The sequence below is a fragment of the Cupriavidus gilardii genome (assembly GCF_013314895.1).
In the GTDB taxonomy this organism is placed as follows: Bacteria; Pseudomonadota; Gammaproteobacteria; order Burkholderiales; family Burkholderiaceae; genus Cupriavidus; species Cupriavidus gilardii_C.
In genome coordinates, this window is the sequence record NZ_JABTYE010000004.1 from 284,100 (window position 1) to 306,020 (window position 21,921).

12 protein-coding genes are annotated in these 21,921 nt (G+C 68.4%); 9 read left to right on the top strand and 3 right to left on the bottom strand.

Annotation, left to right across the window (positions count from 1 at the left end):
• Nucleotides 1-60: 60 nt before the first annotated feature.
• From HTY53_RS06040 to HTY53_RS06050, 3 genes are all read left to right on the top strand, one after another.
• Nucleotides 61-2,196 carry a 3-hydroxyacyl-CoA dehydrogenase NAD-binding domain-containing protein gene (locus HTY53_RS06040; RefSeq protein ID WP_174105539.1) on the top strand — a complete coding sequence of 712 codons (2,136 nt, stop codon included), beginning with the start codon at nt 61-63 and terminating at the stop codon, nt 2,194-2,196.
• On the top strand, nt 2,193-3,350 hold the full coding sequence (locus HTY53_RS06045) for an acyl-CoA dehydrogenase family protein (RefSeq protein WP_174105540.1): 1,158 nt from the start codon (nt 2,193-2,195) through the stop codon (nt 3,348-3,350). Before HTY53_RS06040 ends, HTY53_RS06045 begins: the two co-directional genes overlap by 4 nt.
• Nucleotides 3,351-3,439: 89 nt before the next feature.
• On the top strand, nt 3,440-4,708 hold the full coding sequence (locus HTY53_RS06050; RefSeq protein ID WP_368040919.1) for an ABC transporter substrate-binding protein: 1,269 nt from the start codon (nt 3,440-3,442) through the stop codon (nt 4,706-4,708).
• A gap of 33 nt (nt 4,709-4,741) precedes the next feature.
• Here the strand turns inward: HTY53_RS06050 and HTY53_RS06055 are convergent, their stop codons facing one another.
• Nucleotides 4,742-7,507: a LuxR C-terminal-related transcriptional regulator gene (locus HTY53_RS06055; protein ID WP_174105541.1), complete on the bottom strand. Its 2,766-nt coding sequence runs from the start codon at nt 7,505-7,507 to the stop codon at nt 4,742-4,744.
• 495 nt (nt 7,508-8,002) lie between these two features.
• Here HTY53_RS06055 and HTY53_RS06060 point away from each other — a divergent pair, with 495 nt between their 5' ends.
• The 4 genes from HTY53_RS06060 to HTY53_RS06075 all read left to right on the top strand — a co-directional run bounded on the left by HTY53_RS06060 (nt 8,003) and on the right by HTY53_RS06075 (nt 12,405).
• A complete protein-coding gene (locus HTY53_RS06060) occupies nt 8,003-9,556 on the top strand; it encodes a cache domain-containing protein (RefSeq protein ID WP_254599832.1) in 1,554 nt (517 codons plus the stop codon).
• The gene (locus tag HTY53_RS06065; protein WP_174105542.1) at nt 9,553-10,224 is read left to right on the top strand and encodes a response regulator; all 672 of its coding nucleotides are present in this window, start codon (nt 9,553-9,555) and stop codon (nt 10,222-10,224) included. The genes HTY53_RS06060 and HTY53_RS06065 overlap by 4 nt, the downstream gene beginning before the upstream one ends.
• A 235-nt stretch (nt 10,225-10,459) precedes the next feature.
• Nucleotides 10,460-11,911 (top strand): aminotransferase class V-fold PLP-dependent enzyme, encoded by a 1,452-nt coding sequence (locus tag HTY53_RS06070; RefSeq protein ID WP_174105543.1) that lies wholly within the window; start codon nt 10,460-10,462, stop codon nt 11,909-11,911.
• A 32-nt stretch (nt 11,912-11,943) separates the two neighbouring features.
• Nucleotides 11,944-12,405 carry a RidA family protein gene (locus HTY53_RS06075; protein WP_217435517.1) on the top strand — a complete coding sequence of 154 codons (462 nt, stop codon included), beginning with the start codon at nt 11,944-11,946 and terminating at the stop codon, nt 12,403-12,405.
• 124 nt (nt 12,406-12,529) lie between these two features.
• Here HTY53_RS06075 and HTY53_RS06080 read toward each other — a convergent pair whose 3' ends face one another.
• Entirely contained in the window at nt 12,530-13,420 is an 891-nt protein-coding gene (locus tag HTY53_RS06080; RefSeq protein WP_174105544.1) for a LysR family transcriptional regulator, read from the bottom strand.
• A gap of 248 nt (nt 13,421-13,668) precedes the next feature.
• Here HTY53_RS06080 and HTY53_RS06085 point away from each other — a divergent pair, with 248 nt between their 5' ends.
• Together HTY53_RS06085 and HTY53_RS06090 are read left to right on the top strand one after the other, a co-directional pair.
• Nucleotides 13,669-14,139: a (2Fe-2S)-binding protein gene (locus HTY53_RS06085; RefSeq protein WP_006576107.1), complete on the top strand. Its 471-nt coding sequence runs from the start codon at nt 13,669-13,671 to the stop codon at nt 14,137-14,139.
• Between the two features lie 20 nt (nt 14,140-14,159).
• Entirely contained in the window at nt 14,160-16,445 is a 2,286-nt protein-coding gene (locus HTY53_RS06090) for a xanthine dehydrogenase family protein molybdopterin-binding subunit (RefSeq protein ID WP_174105545.1), read from the top strand.
• A gap of 138 nt (nt 16,446-16,583) precedes the next feature.
• Here HTY53_RS06090 and HTY53_RS06095 read toward each other — a convergent pair whose 3' ends face one another.
• Nucleotides 16,584-21,839 (bottom strand): trifunctional serine/threonine-protein kinase/ATP-binding protein/sensor histidine kinase, encoded by a 5,256-nt coding sequence (locus HTY53_RS06095; RefSeq protein WP_174105546.1) that lies wholly within the window; start codon nt 21,837-21,839, stop codon nt 16,584-16,586.
• Between the last annotated feature and the right edge of the window lie 82 nt (nt 21,840-21,921).

Sequence of the window (21,921 nt, forward strand, 5' to 3'; positions counted from 1 at the left end):
CAGGGCAGGTACACGCACTGACAAGGCCCGCCCGCCAACAAGCAACCGGACGCATATCCGATGACCACCATCACACTGGCCGTGGACCACGACGGCATTGCCCTGATCACGATCGATTGTCCGGGCCGGCCCGTCAATATCTATACGCCCGAACTGACCGCTGAACTGGCCGCGGCAGTCGAACGCGTGATCGCCGATCCCACCGTTGCCGGCGCCGTGATCGTCTCCGGCAAGGAAGGCTTCCTGGCCGGCGCGGACCTGAAGTCCACGCATGCCGCGATCGTGCGCGCGCTTGCCGGCGGCGCCCCGCCCGACTTCTGCGCCGAGAACCGGCTGATGCGGCGAATCGAGACGGGTGGCAAGCCGTTCGCCGCCGCGATCCACGGCGCGGCGCTCGGCGGTGGGCTCGAACTCGCACTGGCCTGCCACTTCCGCGTTGCGTCCGATGCCGGCGACACCGTGATCGGGCTGCCCGAGGTGCAGGTCGGCCTGCTGCCCGCCGGCGGCGGCACGCAGCGCCTGCCGCGGATGATCGGCATCGAGGCAGCGCTGCCGCTGCTGCTCGAGGGCAACGCCGTGCCTGCCGCGCAGGCATTGGCACTGGGCGTGCTCGACGCGATGGTGCCGCGCGCCGAGCTCATCGCGACCGCGCGCGCCTGGTTGCTCGCCAACCCGCAGCCCAGCCAGCCATGGGACCGCAAGGGATGGCAGATGCCGGGCGGTGCCGGTGCGCTGGCCACCCATGCGAACCGGACCTTCTACGCGGGGATGGCGCAGGTCCGTGCCCGTACGCAGGGCAACTACCCGGCGCCCCTGGCGATCCTGTCGGCGGTCTACGAAGGGACCCAGCTGCCGTTCGACGCGGCGATGGCCGTCGAAGCGCGCTACTTTGGCCAGCTCGCCGCCGATCCGGTCGCGCGCAATCTGATCCGCACGCAGTTCGTCAATCGCAAGCGCCATGCCCGGCCTGCGCATTGGCCCGCCGGCGTTCCCGCCTCGCGGGTACGGACCGTCGGCGTGCTCGGCGCCGGCATGATGGGGGCCGGCATCGCCCATGCCGCGGCACGGGCGGGCCTGTCGGTGGTGCTGCTGGACGGCACGCAGGCCCAAGCCGAGGCCGGCAAGGCGCGTGCCGTCGCGATCGGCACGCGCACCGATGGCGAGGCCGGCGGCGATGCCATCGACGCCGCGATCCGTGCGACGGCGCGTTACGAGGACCTGTCGGGCTGCGACTATATCGTCGAAGCCGTGTTCGAGGATCGCTCGGTAAAGTCCTCCGTGCTGGCCAGCGTCTGCGAGGTCGTCGGCAACGACGTCGTGGTCGCGTCGAACACCTCGACGCTGCCGATCACCGGCCTGGCCGCCTGCACCGACCGTCCCACTCGCTTCATCGGCATGCATTTCTTCTCGCCGGTCGAACGGATGCCGCTGCTGGAAATCATCGTGGGCGAGGCGACCTCGCCCGACACGCTGGCACGATCGATGGACCTGGCGCGTCAGCTCGGCAAGACCCCGATCGTCGTCAACGATAGTCCGGGCTTCTTCACCAGCCGCATCTTCTGCGCCTATGTCGACGAAGCGATGGCGATGCTCGACGAGGGCGTCAGACCCGCGCTGATCGAGAACGCCGCTCGCATGGCCGGTTTCGCGACCCCGCCGCTGGCCGTGCTCGACGAGGTCTCGCTGGACCTGCAGCAACGCGTCGTGAACCAGGCCATTGCGGACGGCCTCGACCCGCGCTTCCTGCGCGTGCACGGCCAACCGGTAATCGCCCGCATGAACGCGCTGGGCCGCCTCGGACGCAAGGCCGGCGCCGGCTTCTACGACTACCCGCGCGATGGCCGCAAGCGCCTGTGGCCGGGACTGGCACAGCAATTCCCGCTGCAGGCCAGCCAGCCGGACGTCGATACGGTGCGGCAACGCCTGCTGTGCATCCCCGCCCTGGAGAGCGTGCGCTGCCTGGAGGAAGGCGTGATCGGCGCGCCCGCGGACGGCGATATCGGCGCCATCCTGGGCCTGGGCTTTCCGGCCTGGACCGGCGGCCCGCTGTCGCTGATCGATACCGTTGGCGTCGCCGAATTCGTGCGACGCTGCGACGCGCTCGCCGCGGCGCACGGCGCCCGATTCGCGCCGACCGAAGGCCTGCGGACCCGCGTCGGCAGCCGTACGGCGTTCTATCCGGAGGAGGCCGCATGACCACGCCGCGCCGCATCTTCGACGCCGAGCACGAGCAATTCCGCGAATCGGTCGCACGCTTCGTTCGCAACGAGGTCGCCCCGCACGTCGACCGCTGGCGCGAGGCGGGATGCTGCGATCGCGAGATCTTCGAGAAGGCCGGCGCCCAGGGACTGCTGCTGATGTGGGCCGACGAGGCGCATGGCGGTGCGGGCGTGGCGGACTTCCGCTACGAGCAGATCGTCTACGAGGAAACCATCCGGCACGGCGACATTGGCCTGTTCCTGACGCTGCATTCGCGGCTGGTGGCCCCGTACATCGGCCGGCTCGGCACCGACGAGCAAAAGGCGCGCTGGCTGCCCGACGCGGCCCGCGGCAACCGCATCCTGGCGATCGCGATGACCGAGCCGGCCGCCGGTTCCGACCTGGCCGGCATGCAGGCACGCGCGACGCGACGCGCAGCCAGCTGGGTGCTGCGCGGCGCCAAGACCTACATCTCCAACGGCATCAATGCCGACCTGGTGATCGTCGCCGCCTGCACCGGCGACGGCCCGCGAGACTTCGGGCTCTTCGTCGTCGAGCGCGGCATGCCCGGCTTCGAACGCGGGCGCCGGCTCGCCAAGCTGGGACTCGATGCGCAGGATACCGCCGAGCTGTTCTTCGACGACGTTCCGATACCCGACGCCAACGTGCTGGGCGACCCCACGCGGGCGCTGGCCTATCTGGCGGAGGGATTGGTCGAGGAGCGGCTGCTGGCCGCCTGCCAGTCGCTTGCCCACGCCCAGGTGGCGCTGGAGCTGACCATCGAACATGTCAGGTCGCGGCGCCTGTTCGGCCGGGCGCTCGGCGCCTTCCAGAACACGCGCTTCACGCTGGCGCGGCGGCATGCGGAGCTCGATGCGATGCAAACCTGGATCGACACGCTGGTGCTCGAACACAATGCCGGCCGGCTCGGCGCGGCCACCGCGGCATCGGCCAAGCTGCTGACCTCGGAACTCGAGAACCGCCTGATCGACGACTGCCTCCAGCTTCATGGCGGCGCAGGCTATATGGACGAATACCGCATCAGCCGGATGTACCGCGACGCGCGCGTCTCCCGCATCTATGCCGGCGCATCGGAAGTGATGCTCGAGATCGTCGCGCGCTCGATCGGATTGACCGAGAAGATGGAATGAGCTCGCTGCCGCGCGGCCCGCGCACTCGCACCCCGACGCCATATCAGGCGGCCGTCCACGAACGGCTGCCCCACACCCAGGAGACAGAAATGCAAGCACGCCCCCGGCGCCAGCGCGCCACCAAACCGCTCGCGGCCGCAGCCGCCCTTTGCGCCTCGGCGCTGATGCATGCTCTTGTCCCGGCATCGGCGCACGCCGGCGTGGCAGCCGACAGGCTGTCCGACGGCGAGGTGCGTATCGGCGTGCTGACCGATCTGTCGGGCGTCTATGCCGATGCCAGCGGACGCGGTTCGGTGCTCGCCGCGCAGATGGCCATCGACGATTTCGTGGCCGAAGCCAAGCCAGCGTTCAAGATCAAGCTGCTGTCCGCCGACATGCAGCTCAAGCCCGACGTCGGCGCCAATATCGCCCGAACCTGGTTCGACCGCGACGGCGTGGACATGGTGGTCGACCTGCCGTCGTCGGCGGTGACGCTCGCCGTGATGAACCTTGCCGCCGAAAAGAACCGCGTGGTGATCGCCACCGGTCCCGCCTCGCTTCGGATCACCAATGAGGACTGCATGCCCACCGCCCTGCACTGGGCCTATGACGAGTACTCGCAGGGCCAGGGCACCGCGCGGGCGATCACCGAGGCCGGGCACAAGGCATGGTTCTTTATCGAAGCCGACTACGCCGGCGGCCGCGCGCTGCGTTCGGGCTTCGAGGAGGCCGTCAAGGCGGCCGGCGGCACAGTGGTCGGCAGCGCGAGGCATCCGCTTGGCGCCGCCGACTTCTCGTCGCAGATCGTGCAGGCGCAGAGCTCGAAGGCGAGCGTGATCGGCATGGCCAATGCGGCCGGCGATTCCGCCAATCTGTTGAAGCAAGCCGCGCAGTTCGGCGTCACGCCCAAGCAGATCATCGCCGCCTCGCTGACGCATATCACCGACATCCACGGCCTGGGCCTGGCCGCGACCAAGGGCATGTATCTGACCGATGGCTTCTACTGGGACCGCAACGAGGCCTCGCGCGCGTGGTCGCGCCGGTTCTTCGACAAGCAGAAGAAGATGCCGACCATGGTGCAGGCCGGCACCTACTCCGCCGTGCTGAACTACCTGCGCGGGGTCGATGCGGCCGGCACCGACGATGCCAGGGCCACCGTGGCGGCGATGCGCGCGGCGCCTGTCAACGACGTGTTCGCCAGCAATGGCAAGCTGCGCGAGGACGGCCGCATGGTCCACGACATGTATCTGTTCGAGGTGAAGAAGCCGGAGGAATCGAAGTACCCGTGGGACTACTACAAGCTCAAGGCCACCATTCCGGCGGACAAGGCGTTCCGGCCACTGTCGCAATCGGCGTGCAAGCTGGTCAGGAAGGGTTGAACCGCGACGCGCCGCCACCGGCGACGCCGCCGCTCAGGCGACCAGTCCCAGACGGCGGGCCACCGCCACCGCATGCGTTCGCGACGAGGCGTCGAGCTTGCCGTTGATATTGCGAAGATGCGTCTTGATGGTGGTCTCGGACACGAACAGCCGGTCCGCCATCCCCTTGTTCGACAGGCCCTCGGCCAGCAAGCGCAGCACGCTGAGCTCGCGGCCGGTCAGGCCATGCGCGGACGCAAGCGGCGCTGCCTGCTGCCCGTCATGGCCGTCGCCGGGTCCGGCCATCGCGGCGCGCTCGTGATGCGGCAACGGCCAGACCGGCATCGCCAGCAGCTGCCCGGCCCATTGGCGCGCGCGCTCGCTCACCGACGGTACGGCGCCACCGACGACGCGCTGCAGCAACGTGGCGACGCCTCCGCCCTCATCGGTGAAGGTGCTGACGAACCCCTCCCCTACCGCATCCTCCAGCGCGGTCGCGATGCCGGCGCTGGCGGCATCGCGATCGCCGGCCGCCTGCTCCGCCAAGGCCAGCACGATGCGCAGCTTCAGCGCCCGCCGCCCACGCCCGGCACGGCGCGCGTCGTCGAGCGCGTTGCCCAGTTCGCGCCGCGCCAATGCCAGCGCCTGCGCGTCGCCGCCGGCCACGGCCAGCCGCCAGCGCGCCAGATCGAGCGTCTCGATATCGTTGGCATGCGGGGTAAACGAGGCGCCGAACGACCATGCATGGAGCGCCTGCGCGCCGGCCAGCTCGGCCTGCGCGCGCTCGCGCTCGCCCAGCAGCAGCGCGATGCGGGCACGCTCGAGCCGCGCGCTGGCCACCATCCGCAGCAGGCCGGTGCGGTAGCCCATCTGCTCGCAGTCATGCAGCCACAGCATGGCGGCGTTGCGGCCGTGGGCATCGCGGGCTTCGGCAAGCGCCATGCGGCACAGCAGCACGAAGGTCACGATGATCGGATCGATGTACGCGGCCTCCTGAATCAGCGGCTGGTACGCCGCCAGCAGACGCTGCGCCTCGGGAAAACGCCCGGCCTCATACAGTGCCTCGGCAAGGAAGGCGCCGGCGATCTCCTGGCCATCGACACGCGCCGCGCGTCGCCGCGCATCGGGCTCATGGGCGCCGCGGTAGCGCGCCAGCGCCTGTTGCAGCCGCCCCTGCGCCAGATCGATCGAGCCATCGAGGCACTGCGCAACGCGGCGATTGGACGAGCCGCCGATCTCGGCATAGGCCTTCAGGCTGGCGTCGAGCAGACGGCGGGCCTTCTCGAACTCGCCGAGATAGATATGGCAGGACGCCAGCGAATTGAGCTGGATGCCGTACGGAAACACATGCTGGGACGAGAGCTTGCGGGCGCAGTCCAGCCACGCCGCATGCGCCTGGTCGAGCCTGTCGGTCAGCGCCAGGATGAAGGCACGCAGCGCCAGCATATGGGCAGCCATCTCGGCATCGCGCTCGCCGTCGTCGCGCATGCCGTCGAGCAGCGCCAGGGCCATGTCGCTGCGGTGCAGGAAGGTCAGTGCCCAGGCATGCACCAGCCGCAGTCCGGGTCGGTTCGCCAGCGAGCCGGCCGGCAACGCGTCGAACCAGCGCGCCAGCAGCCGTACCCTGCCCTGGCGCAGCAACGGTCCGGCGTGCTGCTGCAGCAGATCGATGGCCGAGGCCGTGTCGCCGCCCCGCAGCGCATGCTCGATGGCCGGCACCGGCCTGCACTGCGCCACGTACCATTCGCTGGCGCGGCGGTGCAGCGCGCCAACCTGCGTGGCATCGTGATGCAGCGCCAGACGGGACTGCAGGAAATCGGCGAACAGGCTGTGATAGCGATACCACTGGCCGGCGCCGTCGACGCTGACCAGGAACAGGTTGTCGTGCGACAGACGCTCGAGCATTTGCGCGCTGTCGCTGCGCTGCGTCACTGCATTGCACAGGGCGACGCAGAACGGACTGAGCAACGCGGTCTTGTGCAGGAAGTCCTGTACCTCGGCTGGCTGGCGCGACAGCACGTCTTCGGCGAGATAGTCGGCGACGGCCACGTCCGAGCCAGAGAACGACGCGATGAACTGCGAAACGTCGTCGCAGCGCTCCATCGCCAGCACCGCCAGCCACAGCGCCACCACCCAGCCCTCGGTGCGGCGGTGCAACCGGTGCAGATCGGTCGCCGATACGCGTCGCACGGGCTGGCCGCCCTGCCACGCGGCCGTTTCCCCGCAGGTCTCGAGATAGGTACGGGTTTCGTCCAGCGTGAAGCGCAGGGCCTGCGCATCGATCTCGAGCAGACGGCCATGCGCGCGCAGTCGCGCGATGCCGAGGTCCGGCAGCCCGCGCGAGCCGACCACGAAGCGCCCATGATCGGGGACCTGCCCCAGCAACTCGCGCAGGAAGGCCAGCGCGGCTCGGCTTTGCAGCGCCTCGAAGTCGTCGAGGAAGATCGCGAAGGGTTCGGCCAGGCGCGCCAGCCGCTCGACCACCGTGTCGGTCAGTGCCACGGCGTCGTGCCTGGCCGCGGCGTCGCCGGCACGGTCGCCGGACCGTTCGAGCAGATCGATGGCCATGTCCAGCGAGGCGAGGAACATCGGGAAGTCGTTGTCGGCGGCGCCGAGCTGCACCCAGGCGGTGCGAATGCCGGCCGCCTCGCAGGCGGCCCGGATGTCGAGCATCGCGCCGGTCTTGCCGAAGCCCGCCGGCGCATGGACGGAAACCAGCCGGATGCCCGATGCCGCGATCACCGGCGCGGCCAACCGTGCTCGCGTCATATGCGTGCGGACGGGTTGCGGAGCGGAGAACTTGGCGGGAGCGGCGCGCATGGAGAAGTCGTGAGGCGCGGACGATCGATTCTAACTGTCGCGGCATCGCCAGGACACGGCTCTAGGGGTAACTCCGTAATGCCGACCGGTTGCCATGGCGCGTCCGGGCTTTGCCTTCGTTCGGCCTGCGCGCATTGTCGCCCGGCTTGTCTTCATTGTTCTCGGTGATCACCCGTAGCCCCACTGCATGGCATCGAACGGCATGCGTGCCAGCGCCCGGACCACCGCTTGCCTTTTGCGACAAAACATCATAGCTTTCGTCATGCTTGTCGACCGAAGTCTCCTGTTTGTCGCGGGCACGAGGGGTCGAGAATCATCCTGACAAGGCGCGGACAACGAACTCGCGCAGCGGGCGGATTCGATAAATCGAACTGGGAGGAATCGATTTGTCTTGGCGGCGTCGGCATTGGGTTCGACGCCGCCTCGGTGTTTCGTCGGCGACCATCCCATCAGGTTGTCGAACCCGAATACGACCGGCTCTTGGGCACCCCCTCGATGATCCATTTGCCCCCACGTGTGCAAAGCCTGACGATCCGCATGCGGACGGTCGCGCTGTCGGCGGCCTTCATGCTGGTGGTGTTCGTCCTGGTGACCTGGGCGGTCTCGTACCAGATGGTCAGCCATTCGCGGCAGGACCGGCAGCAGGTGCAGGCGGTCTACGTGGCCAGCAAGGAAAAGGAGCTGCGCCACTACGTCGAGCTCGGCCACGCCACGCTGACCCGTATCGCGCACGGCAGCGGCGAGGAGGCGGACCTGCAGCAGCAGGCGCTCGCCGCCCTGTCCCGCATGCATTTCGGCAACGACGGCTACTTCTTTGTCTACGATCGCCTCGGCAACGTGCTGTTGAACCCGGGAAGCATGGGTATAGACGGCGTCGATTTCTGCGATCCGGCCGATGCCGGCAGCGACCAGGCCATGCTGCTGATCAACAAGGCGCGCGCCGGCGGCGGCATTGTTCGATACAACTGGATCAAGCCTTCCTCCCGCACCGAGGCGCCCAAGATGTCCTATGTGCGGACTGCCGACCAATGGGGATGGATCCTCGGCGCCGGTCTCTACATGGACGACATCGAACGCGAGCTGGCGGCATTCGACGCCAACGCCGCGCGCACGCTGCGCGATACGCAGATACGGATTAGCGCCTTCGCGCTGGGATCGATCATGCTGATCAGCCTGGGCGGCCTGGCCCTGAATCTGCACAATTCGCGCATCTCCGGCGAGAAGCTGCGCCGCCTCGCGCGGCGGGTGGTCAGTTCGCAGGAAGAGGAGCGCGCCCGCGTCGCGCGCGAGCTGCACGATGGCGTGGTGCAGGTGCTGGTGTCGTCCAAGTACCTGCTGGAGACGGCCCAGGTGCATCTGGAGCAGGACCAGAAACACGACGGGAAACAGGACTCGAAACAGGACCCGAAACAGGACTCGAATCAGGACCCGCCGCCAGCGCGCCGCCACGCCCCACAGGAATTGCTGGCGCAGGGCCTGGGCCGTCTGCAGGAGGCGCTGATCGAGATCCGGCGCGTGTCGCATGGCCTGCACCCGGCCTTGCTGAGCGACCTCGGCCTGGCCGCCGCGCTGCGGATGCTGGTCGAACAGCTGCGGCCACAGTGCCCCGTCGATCTGCGCTTCACCGAGCAAGGCCCGATCCCTTCGCTGTCCGAGGGCCAGGCCACGGCGCTGTTTCGCGTCGCACAGGAAGCCTTGAACAACGCGCTGACCCACGCTCACGCCGGCTGGGTGCAGATCACGCTGACCGGCACCGACCGCCATGTCGAGCTGACGATCGAGGACAACGGCCGCGGCTTCGATCTGAAGAAGGTGCGGGCCGACCGCCAGGGCGGCATCGGCCTGCGCAATATGCGCGAACGGATCGAAAGCCTGGAGGGCAGCGACTTCGCCATCCATACCGGTCTCGACGGCACGCGCGTCGCGGCACGCCTGACGCTGCGAGCCACCGAGCCCCCGATCCGGAGCGACCGCCCGACCGACCATCACGCCGACATCCGGGCCGACATCCAGGCCGCCGCCCCTCTTGCAAGGAGCCCTGCTGCATGACCTCGAACCTTCGTGTACTGCTCGTCGATGACCATCCCTTTGTGCTCGACGGCGTTCGTCTGCGTCTGGAGGCGACCGGAGAAATGACGGTGGTCGGCGAGGCGTCCAATGTGGAGGACGCCATGGTGCTGGCCGCGCAGCGGCAGCCCGACCTGGTTGTCTCAGACATTCACATGCCGGACGCCAACGGCCTGCAGCTCGCCACCCGCTTTGCCGAACGGTTTCCGTCGATACGCGTCGTCGCGCTGTCGATGCACAAGGACCCGGAGTACGTGCGCCGTGCCTTCGCGCTGGGCATCGCGGCATACGTCCTCAAGGAAGCGCCGGCGCATGAGCTGGTTACTGCGATTCGCACGGTGGCGGCCGGCGGCACTTACCTGAACGCCGAATTGCAGGCCTTCCTGCAGACCGACGAACCGCCTGCTTCATCGCGCCGGACGCTGACGCCCAAGGAGGCCACGGTGCTGAAGCTGGTGGCCGAGGGCTACTCCAACAAGGAGATCGCCGAGCGGCTCGGCACCTCGGTACGAACGGTCGAAACGCATCGCCTGCACGTCCGGCGCAAGCTGCAGGTCGGCGGGCGCGCGGAGCTCGTCAAATACGCGGTTCACTTCTCCGATCTGCATGCGATCGGATTGGTCGACGAGGCATTAGCGGCGGACTGCTGACGACCCCTCCCTATCGTGGTGCCATCTCACGAATGGTGCCCCCGTACGGCGCAATTCCGCTTGCGCAATGCCTCTCTGCGTGCCCCAAAAACGCGCTCTCGGTATTACTGCGTAGGGGAAAGTCGTCCTGATGCTGGGACCGCATTTTGCGTAGACTTTTTTTGGACCGGCGCCATGCGTTCGAACACGCGGACACGCCGATGCGCCGATCGTTGGACGAAAACGGGAGAGCACCATGGACGAGCTGAAGCAAACGCAGAGACCGGCTGTCGCGACGCAATTGCAGGCGGAGGACCTGGCGACGTGGACGCCCAAGCGGCGCGAATTTCTACGCATGCTGGCCTACGGTGCCGGCTCGCTCGCGCTCGGACCGCTGATCAGCGCGTGCTCGAACGACGCGTCGGCGCAGGCATCGGACCTGCGCTCGCAGCTGACGCAGGACGAAGCATTCTGGGCGCAGGTGCAGGGCATGTTCGTGCTCAAGCCCGAGAAGGTCTACATGAACATCGGTACCGGCGGCTCGATGCCGCAGGTCGTGCTCGATACCTTCGAACAGGAGAACTTCGCCAAGGCGGCCGATTCGGCCAGCGGCTATGGCAACCTCGCGGATCTGCGCGAGGCGGTGGCCAAGGGCTTCGGTGTCGATCGCGACGAGCTGGCCTTCTCGGCCAATACCTCGTCTGGCATGTGTCACGCGATTCTGGGCATCAAGTGGGAGCCGGGCGATGTGGTCGTGACCACCAACCATGAGCATGGCGGCGGCCTGACGCCGCTCAATATCGCGGTGGACCGCTACGGCATCGAAGTCTCGATGATCGCACTGCCGACCGGCAATCGCCAGAGCGCCAGCACCTATGTCCAGTTGTTCGACGAACGGATCCGCGCCTTGAAGGGACAGGGCAAGCGGGTACGCGCAATGATGTGGTCGTCGCCGACCTACAAGACCGGCACCATGCTGCCGATCGCCGATCTGATGGAAGTGGTCAAGGCCCACGGCCTGATCAGCATCGTCGACGGTGCCCACCTGCCCGGCATGATGGCGTACGACTACGGTGCGCTCGGCATGGACTTCATGTCCGGCGCCGGCCACAAGTGGCAGTGCGGCCCCGGTTCGACCGGCATTCTGGTCATCCGCAACAAGATGCGCGCGTCGAACCCGCTGCCGCTGCCCGACTGGTTCCCGATCCATACCAGTTCCTACGCCCGGCAGCAGCCGCGCGGCGCTTATGACATCGCGGCCACGGTGACCTCCTGCGGCAGCCTGCACGTGCCGATGTTCAGGGCGCTGGCGCGAGCCTGCGAGATGTGGGATTCGATCGGCAGAAAGAAGATCGAAACCTACGATCTGACGCTGTCGGCCTACCTGAAGGAAAAGATCGTCGAGCGCTGGGGCATCGATTCGTTGTACTCGCCGAAGGACGATCCGAAGCTGGTCTCGGCGCTGACCTGCTTCAACCCGTTCCGCAACCGGGACGACGCGATGAACCAGCAGAAGGCCACGACGTTCGTCAACCGCATGCTGAGCGACTTCTCGCCGGGCTTCGTGATCCGCTCGGTCAACTTCGAGGTGATCGGCGCGCCGGCGCAGCACTACGGCATCCGCATCTCGACGCACCTGTGGCACGACGCCAACGACATCGACCGGCTGGTGGACTCGATGTGGAATCTGTCCGGCGCCATGGCGTAACCGACCCCTTTCCCTCCAACAAGAGTCAGCCCATGAAACGATCGATCGCTTTGATTGCCGCCACGCTGTGCGGCGTGGCATCGCTGTCGGCCTGCGCCCAGCAAGGCGGCGCGCTGCGCGCCGTCTCTTCGCCCGATGCGCCCAAGGCCATCGGCCCCTACTCGCAGGCGGTCCGAGCCGGCAATGTGCTGTACCTCGCCGGTCAGATCCCGATTCATCCGAAGACCGGAGAGTTGCTGAAAGACGCGCCGATCGAGGCGCAGACCCGGCTGGTGCTCGACAACCTGAAGGCAGTATTGGCGGCCGACGGCATGACGATGGCGAACGTGGTCTCCACCACGGTCTATATGAAGGACCTGAACGACTTCGCCAAGATGAACGAGGTCTACGGGACCTACTTCACCGGCGTCACGCCGGCGCGTGCGACGGTGCAGGTGGCCAGGCTGCCGCGCGATGTGGCGGTCGAGATCGGGGCGATTGCGGTGAAGCCCTGAGCGGGCCCAAGGCCCGCCACACGGCAAGGACAGCGGGGCCCGGCGTCGTCCGGCCCCGCTTTCCGCGTTGCCGCTCGCGCCGCCCGCGACGTCGACTCCCGCTTCAATCCCGCTTCAATCCGCTTCAATCCCGCCACCGAATCGCCTCGATCACCAGCGTCAGCGCCTTCGACGCATTGCGCCGGTTCGGATAGTAGGCGAACAGCCCCGGAAACTTGGGGCAATGGGCCGCCATCACGCTGCGCAACCGGCCGTCGCGCAGATAGGGTTCGACCAGATCCTCGGTCAGGTAGGCCAGTCCAAAGCCATTGACCGCGGCCTGCAGCATCTGGCAGGCGCTGTTGAACGTCGACTGTCCGCCGACTCGAACCTGCACGTCGCGGCGCTTGTGCCGCAGCTCCCACGCGTACAGTCCACCGCCGCTGAGCCTGAGCGTGATGCAGTTGTGCCGCAGCAGGTCTTCCGGCGAGCTGGGCACGCCATGCGCGTCGAAGTAGTCGGGCGAGCCGACGATCATCGTCTGCACCGGCGGTGTCAACCGGACCGCGATCATGTCCCTGGCGATCTGGTCGCCCCAGCGTACGCCGATGTCGTACTGCTCGGCCGCGATGTCGACCAGACGGTAGTCCGAACTGATCTCGACCCGCAGGTCAGGATACGCCTTCAGCAGCCCCGACAGGCGCGGCACCAGGATATGGTCGATGACCTGGTCGATCGCGGTGATGCGGATCGTGCCGACCGGCTTGTCGCCCAGTTCCCTGACCGCGGAAATCTCGGATTCGATTTCCTCGAGCTTGGGCCCCACGCTCTGGATCAGGCGTTCGCCAGCCTCGGTGGGCGACACGCTGCGCGTGGTCCGGGTCAGCAGGCGCACGCCCAGCCGGGTCTCCAGCGCGCGAACGGTATGGCTGAGCGCCGATTGGGACAGGCCCAGCCTGGCGGCGGCCCGCGTGAAACTGCGCTCCCGGGCCACGGCCAGGAAGGCCAGGATGTCGGTGATGTTATCGCGTGCCATGGCGGTGGACCTTGCCGTCGCTATCGATTGCGGACACCGTTTTGGTGCATTGCGAGGGAGAAATCATTGATGAATGCGGTGCATCAGTGCTTGCCGATTGCGCACGATGCGGGAAACGGCATAAGCGAATATCATTGCGCCGGAGCGCAATCCGGCCGCCCCGAGGCTTGCAATCGGCCCGCATGCCGTAGCGGCCCGCGCTCCAATAACCATTCCCCGAACACTACCCCACCGACCTCTATTCCGCCATGGCACGCCTCCAACTCAATGGCCAGATCAAGGAAATCGACGTTCCGGGCGATACCCCGCTGCTGTGGGTATTGCGCGACGAACTCGGCATGACCGGCACCAAATTCGGCTGCGGCATGGCACTGTGCGGCGCCTGCACGGTGCATATGGACGGCTCGCCGATTCGCGCCTGCATTACTGCGGTCTCCGCGGCCGACGGGCACGCTATCACAACCATCGAAGGCGTGGAAGCCGATCGCGTCGGCCGCGTGGTGCAGAAGGCCTGGGTCGAGAACAACGTGGCGCAGTGCGGCTATTGCCAGGCGGGACAGATCATGTCCGCGGTCAGCCTGCTGAAGGCGACGCCGGCCCCGAACGAGCGCCAGATCGACGAAGCGATGAGCGGCAATATCTGCCGTTGCGGCACCTATCCCCGCATCCGTGCGGCGATCAAGCAGGCGGCCGGCGAACTGGCCAAGGGAGGCAAGTGATGCGCGCGAAGGACTCCAGCATGACCCCGAATCTCTCGCGCCGCGGCTTCCTGCAGGGAACCGCGCTCGGTACGCTATCGCTGGCGGTGGGCGCCAACGGCGTCATCGGGCTTGCGTACGCGGACGACGACGCGCAAAAAAAATACGGCGCCGACTCGATGCCCGGCGGCACGGTGTCCGATCCGCTGGTGTTCGTCTCGATCGCCTCGGATGGCACGGTCACCATCGTCGCGCACCGCGCCGAGATGGGCACCGGCGTGCGGACCAGCCTGCCGATGGTCGTCGCCGACGAGATGGAGGCGAACTGGGACCGCGTCAAGGTCGTCCAGGCCGAGGCCAACGAGACCCGCTACGGCAACCAGAACGTCGACGGGTCGCGCAGCGTGCGGCATTTCCTGATGCCGATGCGGCGCGTCGGCGCGGCGGCGCGGCAGATGCTCGAAGCCACGGCGGCGGCGCGCTGGTCGGTACCGGTCGGCGAGGTCCGCGCGCAACGGCATGAGGTGGTCCACCTGCCGACGGGCCGGCGCCTGGCCTATGGCGAACTGGCTGCCGATGCCGCGAAGCAGCCGGTCCCGGCCGAAGGCACGCTCAAGCTGAAGACGCCCGACCAGTTCCGCTACATCGGCAAGGACCGCGTGCGGCTGGTCGATCTGGAAGCGATCGGCAAGGGCCAGGCGACCTATGGCATGGACGTGCGGCTGCCCGGTATGGTCTATGCCGTCGTCGCGCGGCCGCCGGTGGTCGGCGGCAAGGTGCGCGTCTTCCGCGCGGAGAAGGCGCTGGCCGTTCCTGGCGTGCTGAAGGTCGTGGAAATCCCGGCGTTCAGCGGCGCGCCTGCCTTCCAGCCGCTGGGCGGCGTCGCCGTGGTGGCGCGCAATACCTGGGCCGCGATGCAGGGCCGGGCCGCGCTGGAAATCGACTGGGACGATGGTCCCAACGCCGGCTATGACTCGGTCGCCTATCGCCGCACGCTGGAAGAGGCCGCACGGCGTCCGGGCAAGGTGGTGCGCAACGAAGGCGATGCGGCGGCCGCCTGGAGCAAGAGCGCCCAGGCCGAACGCTACGCCGCCGAGTACTACGTTCCGCATCTGGCCCACGCCTCGATGGAGCCGCCGGTGGCCACCGTGCGCGTCAGCGGCAAGACGGCCGAGGTGTGGACGTCGGTCCAGAATCCGGTCGCCGCGCAGGCCGCCGTCGCCAAGCGGCTCAAGCTCGAGCCCAAGGACGTGCGCGTCAACGTGCTGCTGCTGGGCGGCGGCTTCGGCCGCAAGTCCAAGCCCGACTTCGTCGACGAGGCAGCGATCGTGGCGCAGGCCATGCCCGGTACCCCGGTCAAGCTGGTATGGACGCGCGAGGACGACATCCATCACGACTACCTGCACACGGTCTCGGTGGAGCGGCTCGAAGCGGTGGTCGGCAAGGACGGACGGCCGCAGACGTGGCTGCACCGCAGCGCCGCCCCGACCATCGGCTCGCTGTTCACGGCCGGTGCGAAGGGACAGCAGCCGTTCGAACTGGGGATGTCGGCGATCAACATGCCGTACCGGATTCCGAACGTCCGGGTCGAGACGGCCGAGGTCGAGGCGCACGCCCGCATCGGCTGGTTCCGCTCGGTGTCCAACATCCCGCATGCGTTCGCGGCGCAGTGCTTCATTGCCGAGCTCGCCCATCGCGCCGGCAAGGATCACAAGCAGTTTGCACTGGACCTGATCGGCCCGGCGCGCAAGATCGATCCGCGCACCATGGCGGACACGTGGAACTACACCGAATCGCCGGAACGCTATCCCTACGACACCGGCAGGCTGCGCGACGTGATCGAAGCCGCCACGCGCGGCGCGCGCTGGGGCCGCAAGCTGCCGCGCGGGCACGGCCTGGGCCTTGCCTTCTGCTACAGCTTCATGAGCTACACCGCCGCGGTGGTCGAGGTGGCCGTCAACGACAAGGGCGAGGTGCAGGTCGTCGCCGTCGACATGGCGATCGACTGCGGCCCGCAGATCAATCCCGAGCGCATCCGCTCGCAGCTGGAAGGCGGGGCGATCATGGGCCTGAGCCTGGCGTTGACCAGCGAGATCAGCTTCGAGAAGGGGCGCGTCAAGCAGAGCAATTTCCACGATTACGAGGTGCTGCGCCACCACGCCTCGCCGCGCGTGATCCGCACCCATCTGGTCAACGGCAACCATGACGTGCCGCCGGGCGGCGTCGGCGAACCGCCGGTGCCGCCGGTCGCCCCTGCGCTGTGCAACGCGATCTTTGCGGCCACCGGCAAGCGCATCCGTGCGCTGCCCGTGCGCACGGTCGCCTAGCACCGGCCGCGGTACCATCGCCGGCCCGGGCGCTTGCCGCCCTCTGGCAAGAACGCGCGCAAGGCCGATCGCCTTGCGCGTTTTTTTCAACTGCCTCGGCGGTAGTTGTCGCACCGCTACGCCGCCGCTACCCCGCCACTAACCCGCCGCTACCGGCAACCGGAACACGAACTCGCTGCCGCCCTGCCCGGCCCGACGCGCCTGCAGCGTGCCGCCGTGCGCCTCGACGATCGAGCGGCAGATCGCCAGGCCCATGCCCATGCCGCTCGCCTTGGTGGTGAAGAAGGGATCGAAGATCCGGTCGGCGGCATCTGCGGCGACGCCTTCGCCGCGGTCCCGTACGCTGACCACCACCTCGGCATGCTCGCGCCATGACGTCACCGTCAGCTCGCGCGCTTGGACCGGCGTGTCGGCCATCGCATCGAGCGCGTTGGTGATCAGGTTCAGCACGACCTGCTGCAACTGGATCCGATCGCCTTCGACCGTCGCGGGTCCGGCCTCGAGCCGCACGACGACGCGGACATCGTGTTCGTCGATATCCATGCGGACCATATCCAGCACTTCGCGCACCACGTCGTCCGGCTGCAGCTCGGCCAACACCGCGGGCGCCTGCTTTGCCAGAGACCGCAAGGCGCGGATGATGTCGGCGGCCCGCAGGCCGTTCTGCTTGATATGCGCGAGCCCTTCGGCCACCTCGCCCAGCTCCGGCGCGGGACGCTTCAGCCAGCGCAGGCTGGCGTCGACCGATGCCACGATCGCCGTCAGCGGCTGGTTGACTTCGTGCGCGATGGACGCGGCCAGGGTTCCCATCACCGTCAGGTGCGAGGTGCGGGCCAGTTCCGCGCGCGCCGTGCGCAGGTTCATCTCGGCGGTGAGCCGGCGCGTATTCTCGTCGATCAGCTGCTCGTAGAGGCGCGCGGTCTCGAGCGAGATGGCGACCTGCGGCGCCAGGACTTCGAGCTCCGCGATGCGGTCGGCATCGAACACGCCGGGCGCAAGATTGTTCTCCAGATAGAAGGCGCCGATCAGGCTGCCACCGCGGATCAGCGGCACGCACAGCACCGACCGCAGCGGGCCGACGGTGCCGGCTCGCTCGCGGACCGACGGGGCCTCGGCGGCCGCGTCGGCCAGTGCGAGCGTCTGCTGCGTTCGGAGCACCGTATTGAGTACGGTCAGCGGCAACGCCCACTGGGTCGGCGATACCGTCCCCAGCGTCACGGAGACACGTCCATCGGCGACGCGGCCCGATGCCTCGATCATCGGCCGCTCTCCATGCATCAGCAGCAGCACGCCGTATTGGGCGCCGGCGTGGACGACCACATGGGTCATCAGCGCCTCGATCAGCCGGTCCATCACGACCTCGCCCGACATCGCGTGCGCGGCGTCCAGACGCAGCGAGCGCGCCGGCCTGGCCCGCGCCGAGCCGGATGGCGCGACGCCGTGCATCTGGCTGTCGCGCTCCGCGTCGAGGTCCGGATGGCGCGCCGCCAGCCGCGCCGCCTTGTGGTCGGCACCCCAGCGGCGGTAGCAGGCCAGCGCGCCACCGTAATGCTGGCGGGCCGCGGTATGCAAGCCGTGGGCCTCGCACAGCATCGCGGCCAGTTCATTCGCCAGGGCCTGCTCGTGCACGAAGCCGGCGGCCGCGGCGGCGTTCGCCGAACGCTCGTAGCAGACCAGCGCGGTGAGCGGATCGCCGCGCAGCCGCGCGATCTCGCCGTCGAGCAGCGACAGCTTGTTGTGGAACGTCAGCGCATTGAGCGAGGCCCAGCGCGCAAAGCGCTCGCGATGGCCCGCCAGCGCCGCGATGGCCCCGTCGCGATCGCGCACGGCCTGCGGGCCGCGGGCACACGCCAGCGCCAGATACAGGCGGCAGTCTGCCACGTTGATATGCGCCGGGGCCGACCAGATCAGCGTCTCGGCCTGCGACAGGCTGCGGCTGGCGTGTTCCCAGTCGTGCAGGTATGCCGCGGCCATGCCGTCATACAGCCAGATCCAGAAGCGCGTGGGCAGCGAGTTGCTCAGGCGCAGCCGCTCGTTGACGCTGGTTCGCGCCGCCGGCGCCGGCCCGTCCTGCGCCATGGCACCGTCTCCCGCGCAAAGGCGATGCGCGAAATGGCTCTGCGCCTGCAGGATCAGCTCGATGTCGCGGTACTGGACCAGCCTCGTCAGCTCGATCCCGCGCTCGATCTCCTCCTTGACCAGCCGCAGATGCTCACCCATGGCAAGCAGGTCCGAGGCGATGTGGTTGCAGGCATAGCAGGCCATGCCGATGTCGCCGGACGCGCGTCCCAGCGCGACGGCCCGCTGCGCGTATTCCAGCGCATGGGCGAGCGGCCGGGTCCAGGCGCTGACCTGGTCCAATGCGACCAGCGTGGCGATGCGCTCGGCCTCGTAGCCATGGCGCTCGATCAGCGCGAGCGCGGCAAGGCCGTAGGCGAGACCGTCGTCGTATTCGTCGTAGAGACTGGCGACGAAGACGCCGAACCACGACAGGCCATATGCCGATTCGGGCGTGGCGCCGTGCTCCAGCGTCAGTTCGACCATCTTGGCGGCGTGCAGGAAGCTGATGCCGTCGGACACGAACAGCGACGAGATCAGCGTCGACAGCAGGCCCATCGCCGTGCGGATGCGCGGATCTTCGGTCGTCGGCAAGGCGCCGAGATCGGCGATCGCCCGTTCGCCCAGCGCGGCTCTGACCGCGTCGTAGGCCGCGCGATGGTGCGTGCGGGCCGGATCGCGCTGCAGCCGTACGTCGAGCAGCGCGAGGCCGGACAACGCCGCGTTGATCGCCCCTTCGTAATCGCAGCGCACGGTCAGCAGGATGGCTTCGAGGCGGTGCACGGCCGCCCGGTCGATCGGCCGCAGCTCGCGCATCAGCAGCGCATCGATTTCCCGGCGGGCGCCATCGAGGTCCGCCCGCGCGAGCAGGCATTCGCAGCGCAGCACGCTGGCCGCGTAGGCGAGCGCGTAAGGGGAACGATCGTCGACGCGTCCATGCGGACCCTCATGCGATGACCACCATGATGCTGGCATCAGCCGGAACGCCGCATCGGTATAGCGCGTGGCCTGATCGATGGCGGCCGCACTCTTGGCGCGCCGGCCCGCGACGATCGCGACATGGATGAACGCGGCGCGCTGCTGCCCGGTCAGCGGGTAATCGCCCGCGCGCTCGATCTGGTTGCAGATCTCGAAGGCGTAGTCGGGCAGCTCTTCCTGCCAGTGCTCGATCATGCTGGCCGCGATGTGGGCATGCATGGCCGGCCGTTCTTCGGGCGCGATCATCGAGTACGCCGACTCGAGCACGCGGTCGTGCCGGAAGGCATAGCCCTCGGGCAGCCGATCCAGCAAGCCGGCCTCGACGAAAGGACGCAGCCGCTGGCCGATCTGCAGCGGACAGATGCCCGCAATACGCGCCAGCAGTCCTTCGCCGCACCGTATGCCGACGCAGGCCAGTTGCTGCAGCAGCAGCGTGCCGGCGGTCGGCAGCCGGGCAAAGCGCCGGATCATCAGGTCGATCACGCTGTCGGTATAACGCAGGCCCAGCAGATCGGCTTCGCTCCACTGCCACCGGGCCGCCGCGCCGTCGTAGGCCAGCATCCCTTCATCGATCAGCGTGCGCAGCAGCTGGTAGGTAAAGAACGGATTGCCGCCGGTCTTGGCGCGAACGGCGCGCGCGAGCTCGGCCACCCGCGCCGGCGGCTCGTCCAGGGCGGCCGCCACCAGCTCGGTCAGCTCGGCAAGCGCCAGCGGCTTGATCTCGATGCGACTGACGGCCATCGGGGCGGTCGTCGCGGGGGGCGTCGCGGCGATTGTCGTGCCTGAGCGCGCAGGCTGCAGCAAGCCCGCGAGCCGCTCGATGATGCCGGCACCTGGCTCCTGCGCCGCGCGGGACTCGCGATAGGCGCCGATCAGCAGCACGTGGTCGGGCGGCTGCGCGGCAAACGCCTCCAGCAGCCCGATGGTGGAAGCGTCCGCCCATTGCAGATCGTCGATGAACAGCACCAGCGGCCTGCCGGCCTCGCCGAAGGCGGCGAAGGTGCGCAGCATGGCGGTGTCCACGCGCGTCCGCGCCTGCGCGACCGGCACATCGGATAGCGGTGCGGTGGCTCCGATCACGTGCTCGACCTCGGGCACGAGTTCCGCAACGGCCCTGCCCTGGCCCGCCAGCCCCGCCAGCCAACGCTGCCGCACGGGGGCCAGCGCCGCCTCGTCCTGGCCGAGCAAGGCCATCGTCAGCGCCCGCACCGCCTGCACCACCGGCGAATACGGAATCTCGCGCTGCAACTGATCGCTCTTGCCGGTGGCAAAGCGGACCGCGTCGAGGCCGGCCTCGCGGCCTAGCCAGCCGACCAGCGCCGATTTGCCCGCGCCTGCGGCACCGGCGATCAGCACCAGTTCGGATTTGCCGCTCTCCGACACTCGGGACCATGCCTGCGAGAGCAGCGCCATCTCCGTCTCTCGGCCAAACAGCTGTCCGGGCAGCATCGGGATCGGCGGCGGACCGGCGGCGTCGGGCTGGAACGGCGCAATACGCCCCGTCGATTCCCACTCGGTCCGCAGCCGCAGCAAGTCCGACACCAGCGAGCCGGCGCTGGCATAGCGATCGGCAGGGTCTTTTGCCAGCAGCTTCAGCACGATGCGGCCCAGCATGCCGGGCACATCGTTGCGGCGAAACTGCGGCGGCACCGGCTCGACGGCCAGATGCGCGTGATGCCATGCAGCCGGTGTATCGGCCTGGAACGGGTGGGAGCCGATCAGGATTTCGTACAAGGCGATGCCCAGCGCGTACAGGTCGGAACGGACGCCGACGCGCGCCACGTCGCCGCGTGCGATTTCGGGCGGCAGGTACGGCAGCGCCGCGCGACCCGGCTGCGGCAGCGCTTGCCGCGTGGAATCGATGGCGACGGCATGGCCGAAGCCGGTCAGCCGCAGCGCGCCGCTGTCGTCGATCAGCAGATTGTGGGGGCGGATATCGCCATGCAGCAGTCCTTGCGCATGCATGGCCGCCAATGCGCGGGCGGCGGCGATGGCGATCTCGAACACGGCGGCGATGGATACGCCAGCGCCGATGTCGACCGCGGCAGTGCGCGAAGACGGCTGCGCCTGCGACACCAGCACCATTCGCTCGGCGGTCCAGATGGTGGCGATCGGCACCGCGGCCCACGACGGATGCAGCCGAGGGGCCAAGCGGAGTTCGTTCTGCAGTTGCCGATGCGCGCCGGCCGATGCCAGCAACGCGCTGCGGCCTAGCCACGAGGTACCGGTCCGCGGGTCGAACAGGCGCTCGCTGACCACACCGTCGGCGGCGCCCAGTTCGCTGGCTATCGTGCTGGCAAGCCATGCCGCGTCGAACACGATGGGCGGAGGTAGTTCGGGACGGCTCGGCAACGTCATGGGGTGGGGCTCCCGGACACGGCCGTCGGCGCGACGCGCGCGGCCACGGCTACCTGCACTTCGTATCTCACCGCCGTTCTCC

What these genes read in the sequence shown, in the direction of transcription:
- HTY53_RS06040 (WP_174105539.1), top strand. Translation starts at nt 61, where the DNA reads ATGACCACCATCACACTGGCCGTGGACCACGACGGCATTGCCCTGATC.
- HTY53_RS06045 (WP_174105540.1), top strand. Translation starts at nt 2,193, where the DNA reads ATGACCACGCCGCGCCGCATCTTCGACGCCGAGCACGAGCAATTCCGC.
- HTY53_RS06050 (WP_368040919.1), top strand. Translation starts at nt 3,440, where the DNA reads ATGCAAGCACGCCCCCGGCGCCAGCGCGCCACCAAACCGCTCGCGGCC.
- HTY53_RS06055 (WP_174105541.1), bottom strand. Translation starts at nt 7,507, where the DNA reads ATGCGCGCCGCTCCCGCCAAGTTCTCCGCTCCGCAACCCGTCCGCACG.
- HTY53_RS06060 (WP_254599832.1), top strand. Translation starts at nt 8,003, where the DNA reads ATGATCCATTTGCCCCCACGTGTGCAAAGCCTGACGATCCGCATGCGG.
- HTY53_RS06065 (WP_174105542.1), top strand. Translation starts at nt 9,553, where the DNA reads ATGACCTCGAACCTTCGTGTACTGCTCGTCGATGACCATCCCTTTGTG.
- HTY53_RS06070 (WP_174105543.1), top strand. Translation starts at nt 10,460, where the DNA reads ATGGACGAGCTGAAGCAAACGCAGAGACCGGCTGTCGCGACGCAATTG.
- HTY53_RS06075 (WP_217435517.1), top strand. Translation starts at nt 11,944, where the DNA reads ATGAAACGATCGATCGCTTTGATTGCCGCCACGCTGTGCGGCGTGGCA.
- HTY53_RS06080 (WP_174105544.1), bottom strand. Translation starts at nt 13,420, where the DNA reads ATGGCACGCGATAACATCACCGACATCCTGGCCTTCCTGGCCGTGGCC.
- HTY53_RS06085 (WP_006576107.1), top strand. Translation starts at nt 13,669, where the DNA reads ATGGCACGCCTCCAACTCAATGGCCAGATCAAGGAAATCGACGTTCCG.
- HTY53_RS06090 (WP_174105545.1), top strand. Translation starts at nt 14,160, where the DNA reads ATGACCCCGAATCTCTCGCGCCGCGGCTTCCTGCAGGGAACCGCGCTC.
- HTY53_RS06095 (WP_174105546.1), bottom strand. Translation starts at nt 21,839, where the DNA reads ATGACGTTGCCGAGCCGTCCCGAACTACCTCCGCCCATCGTGTTCGAC.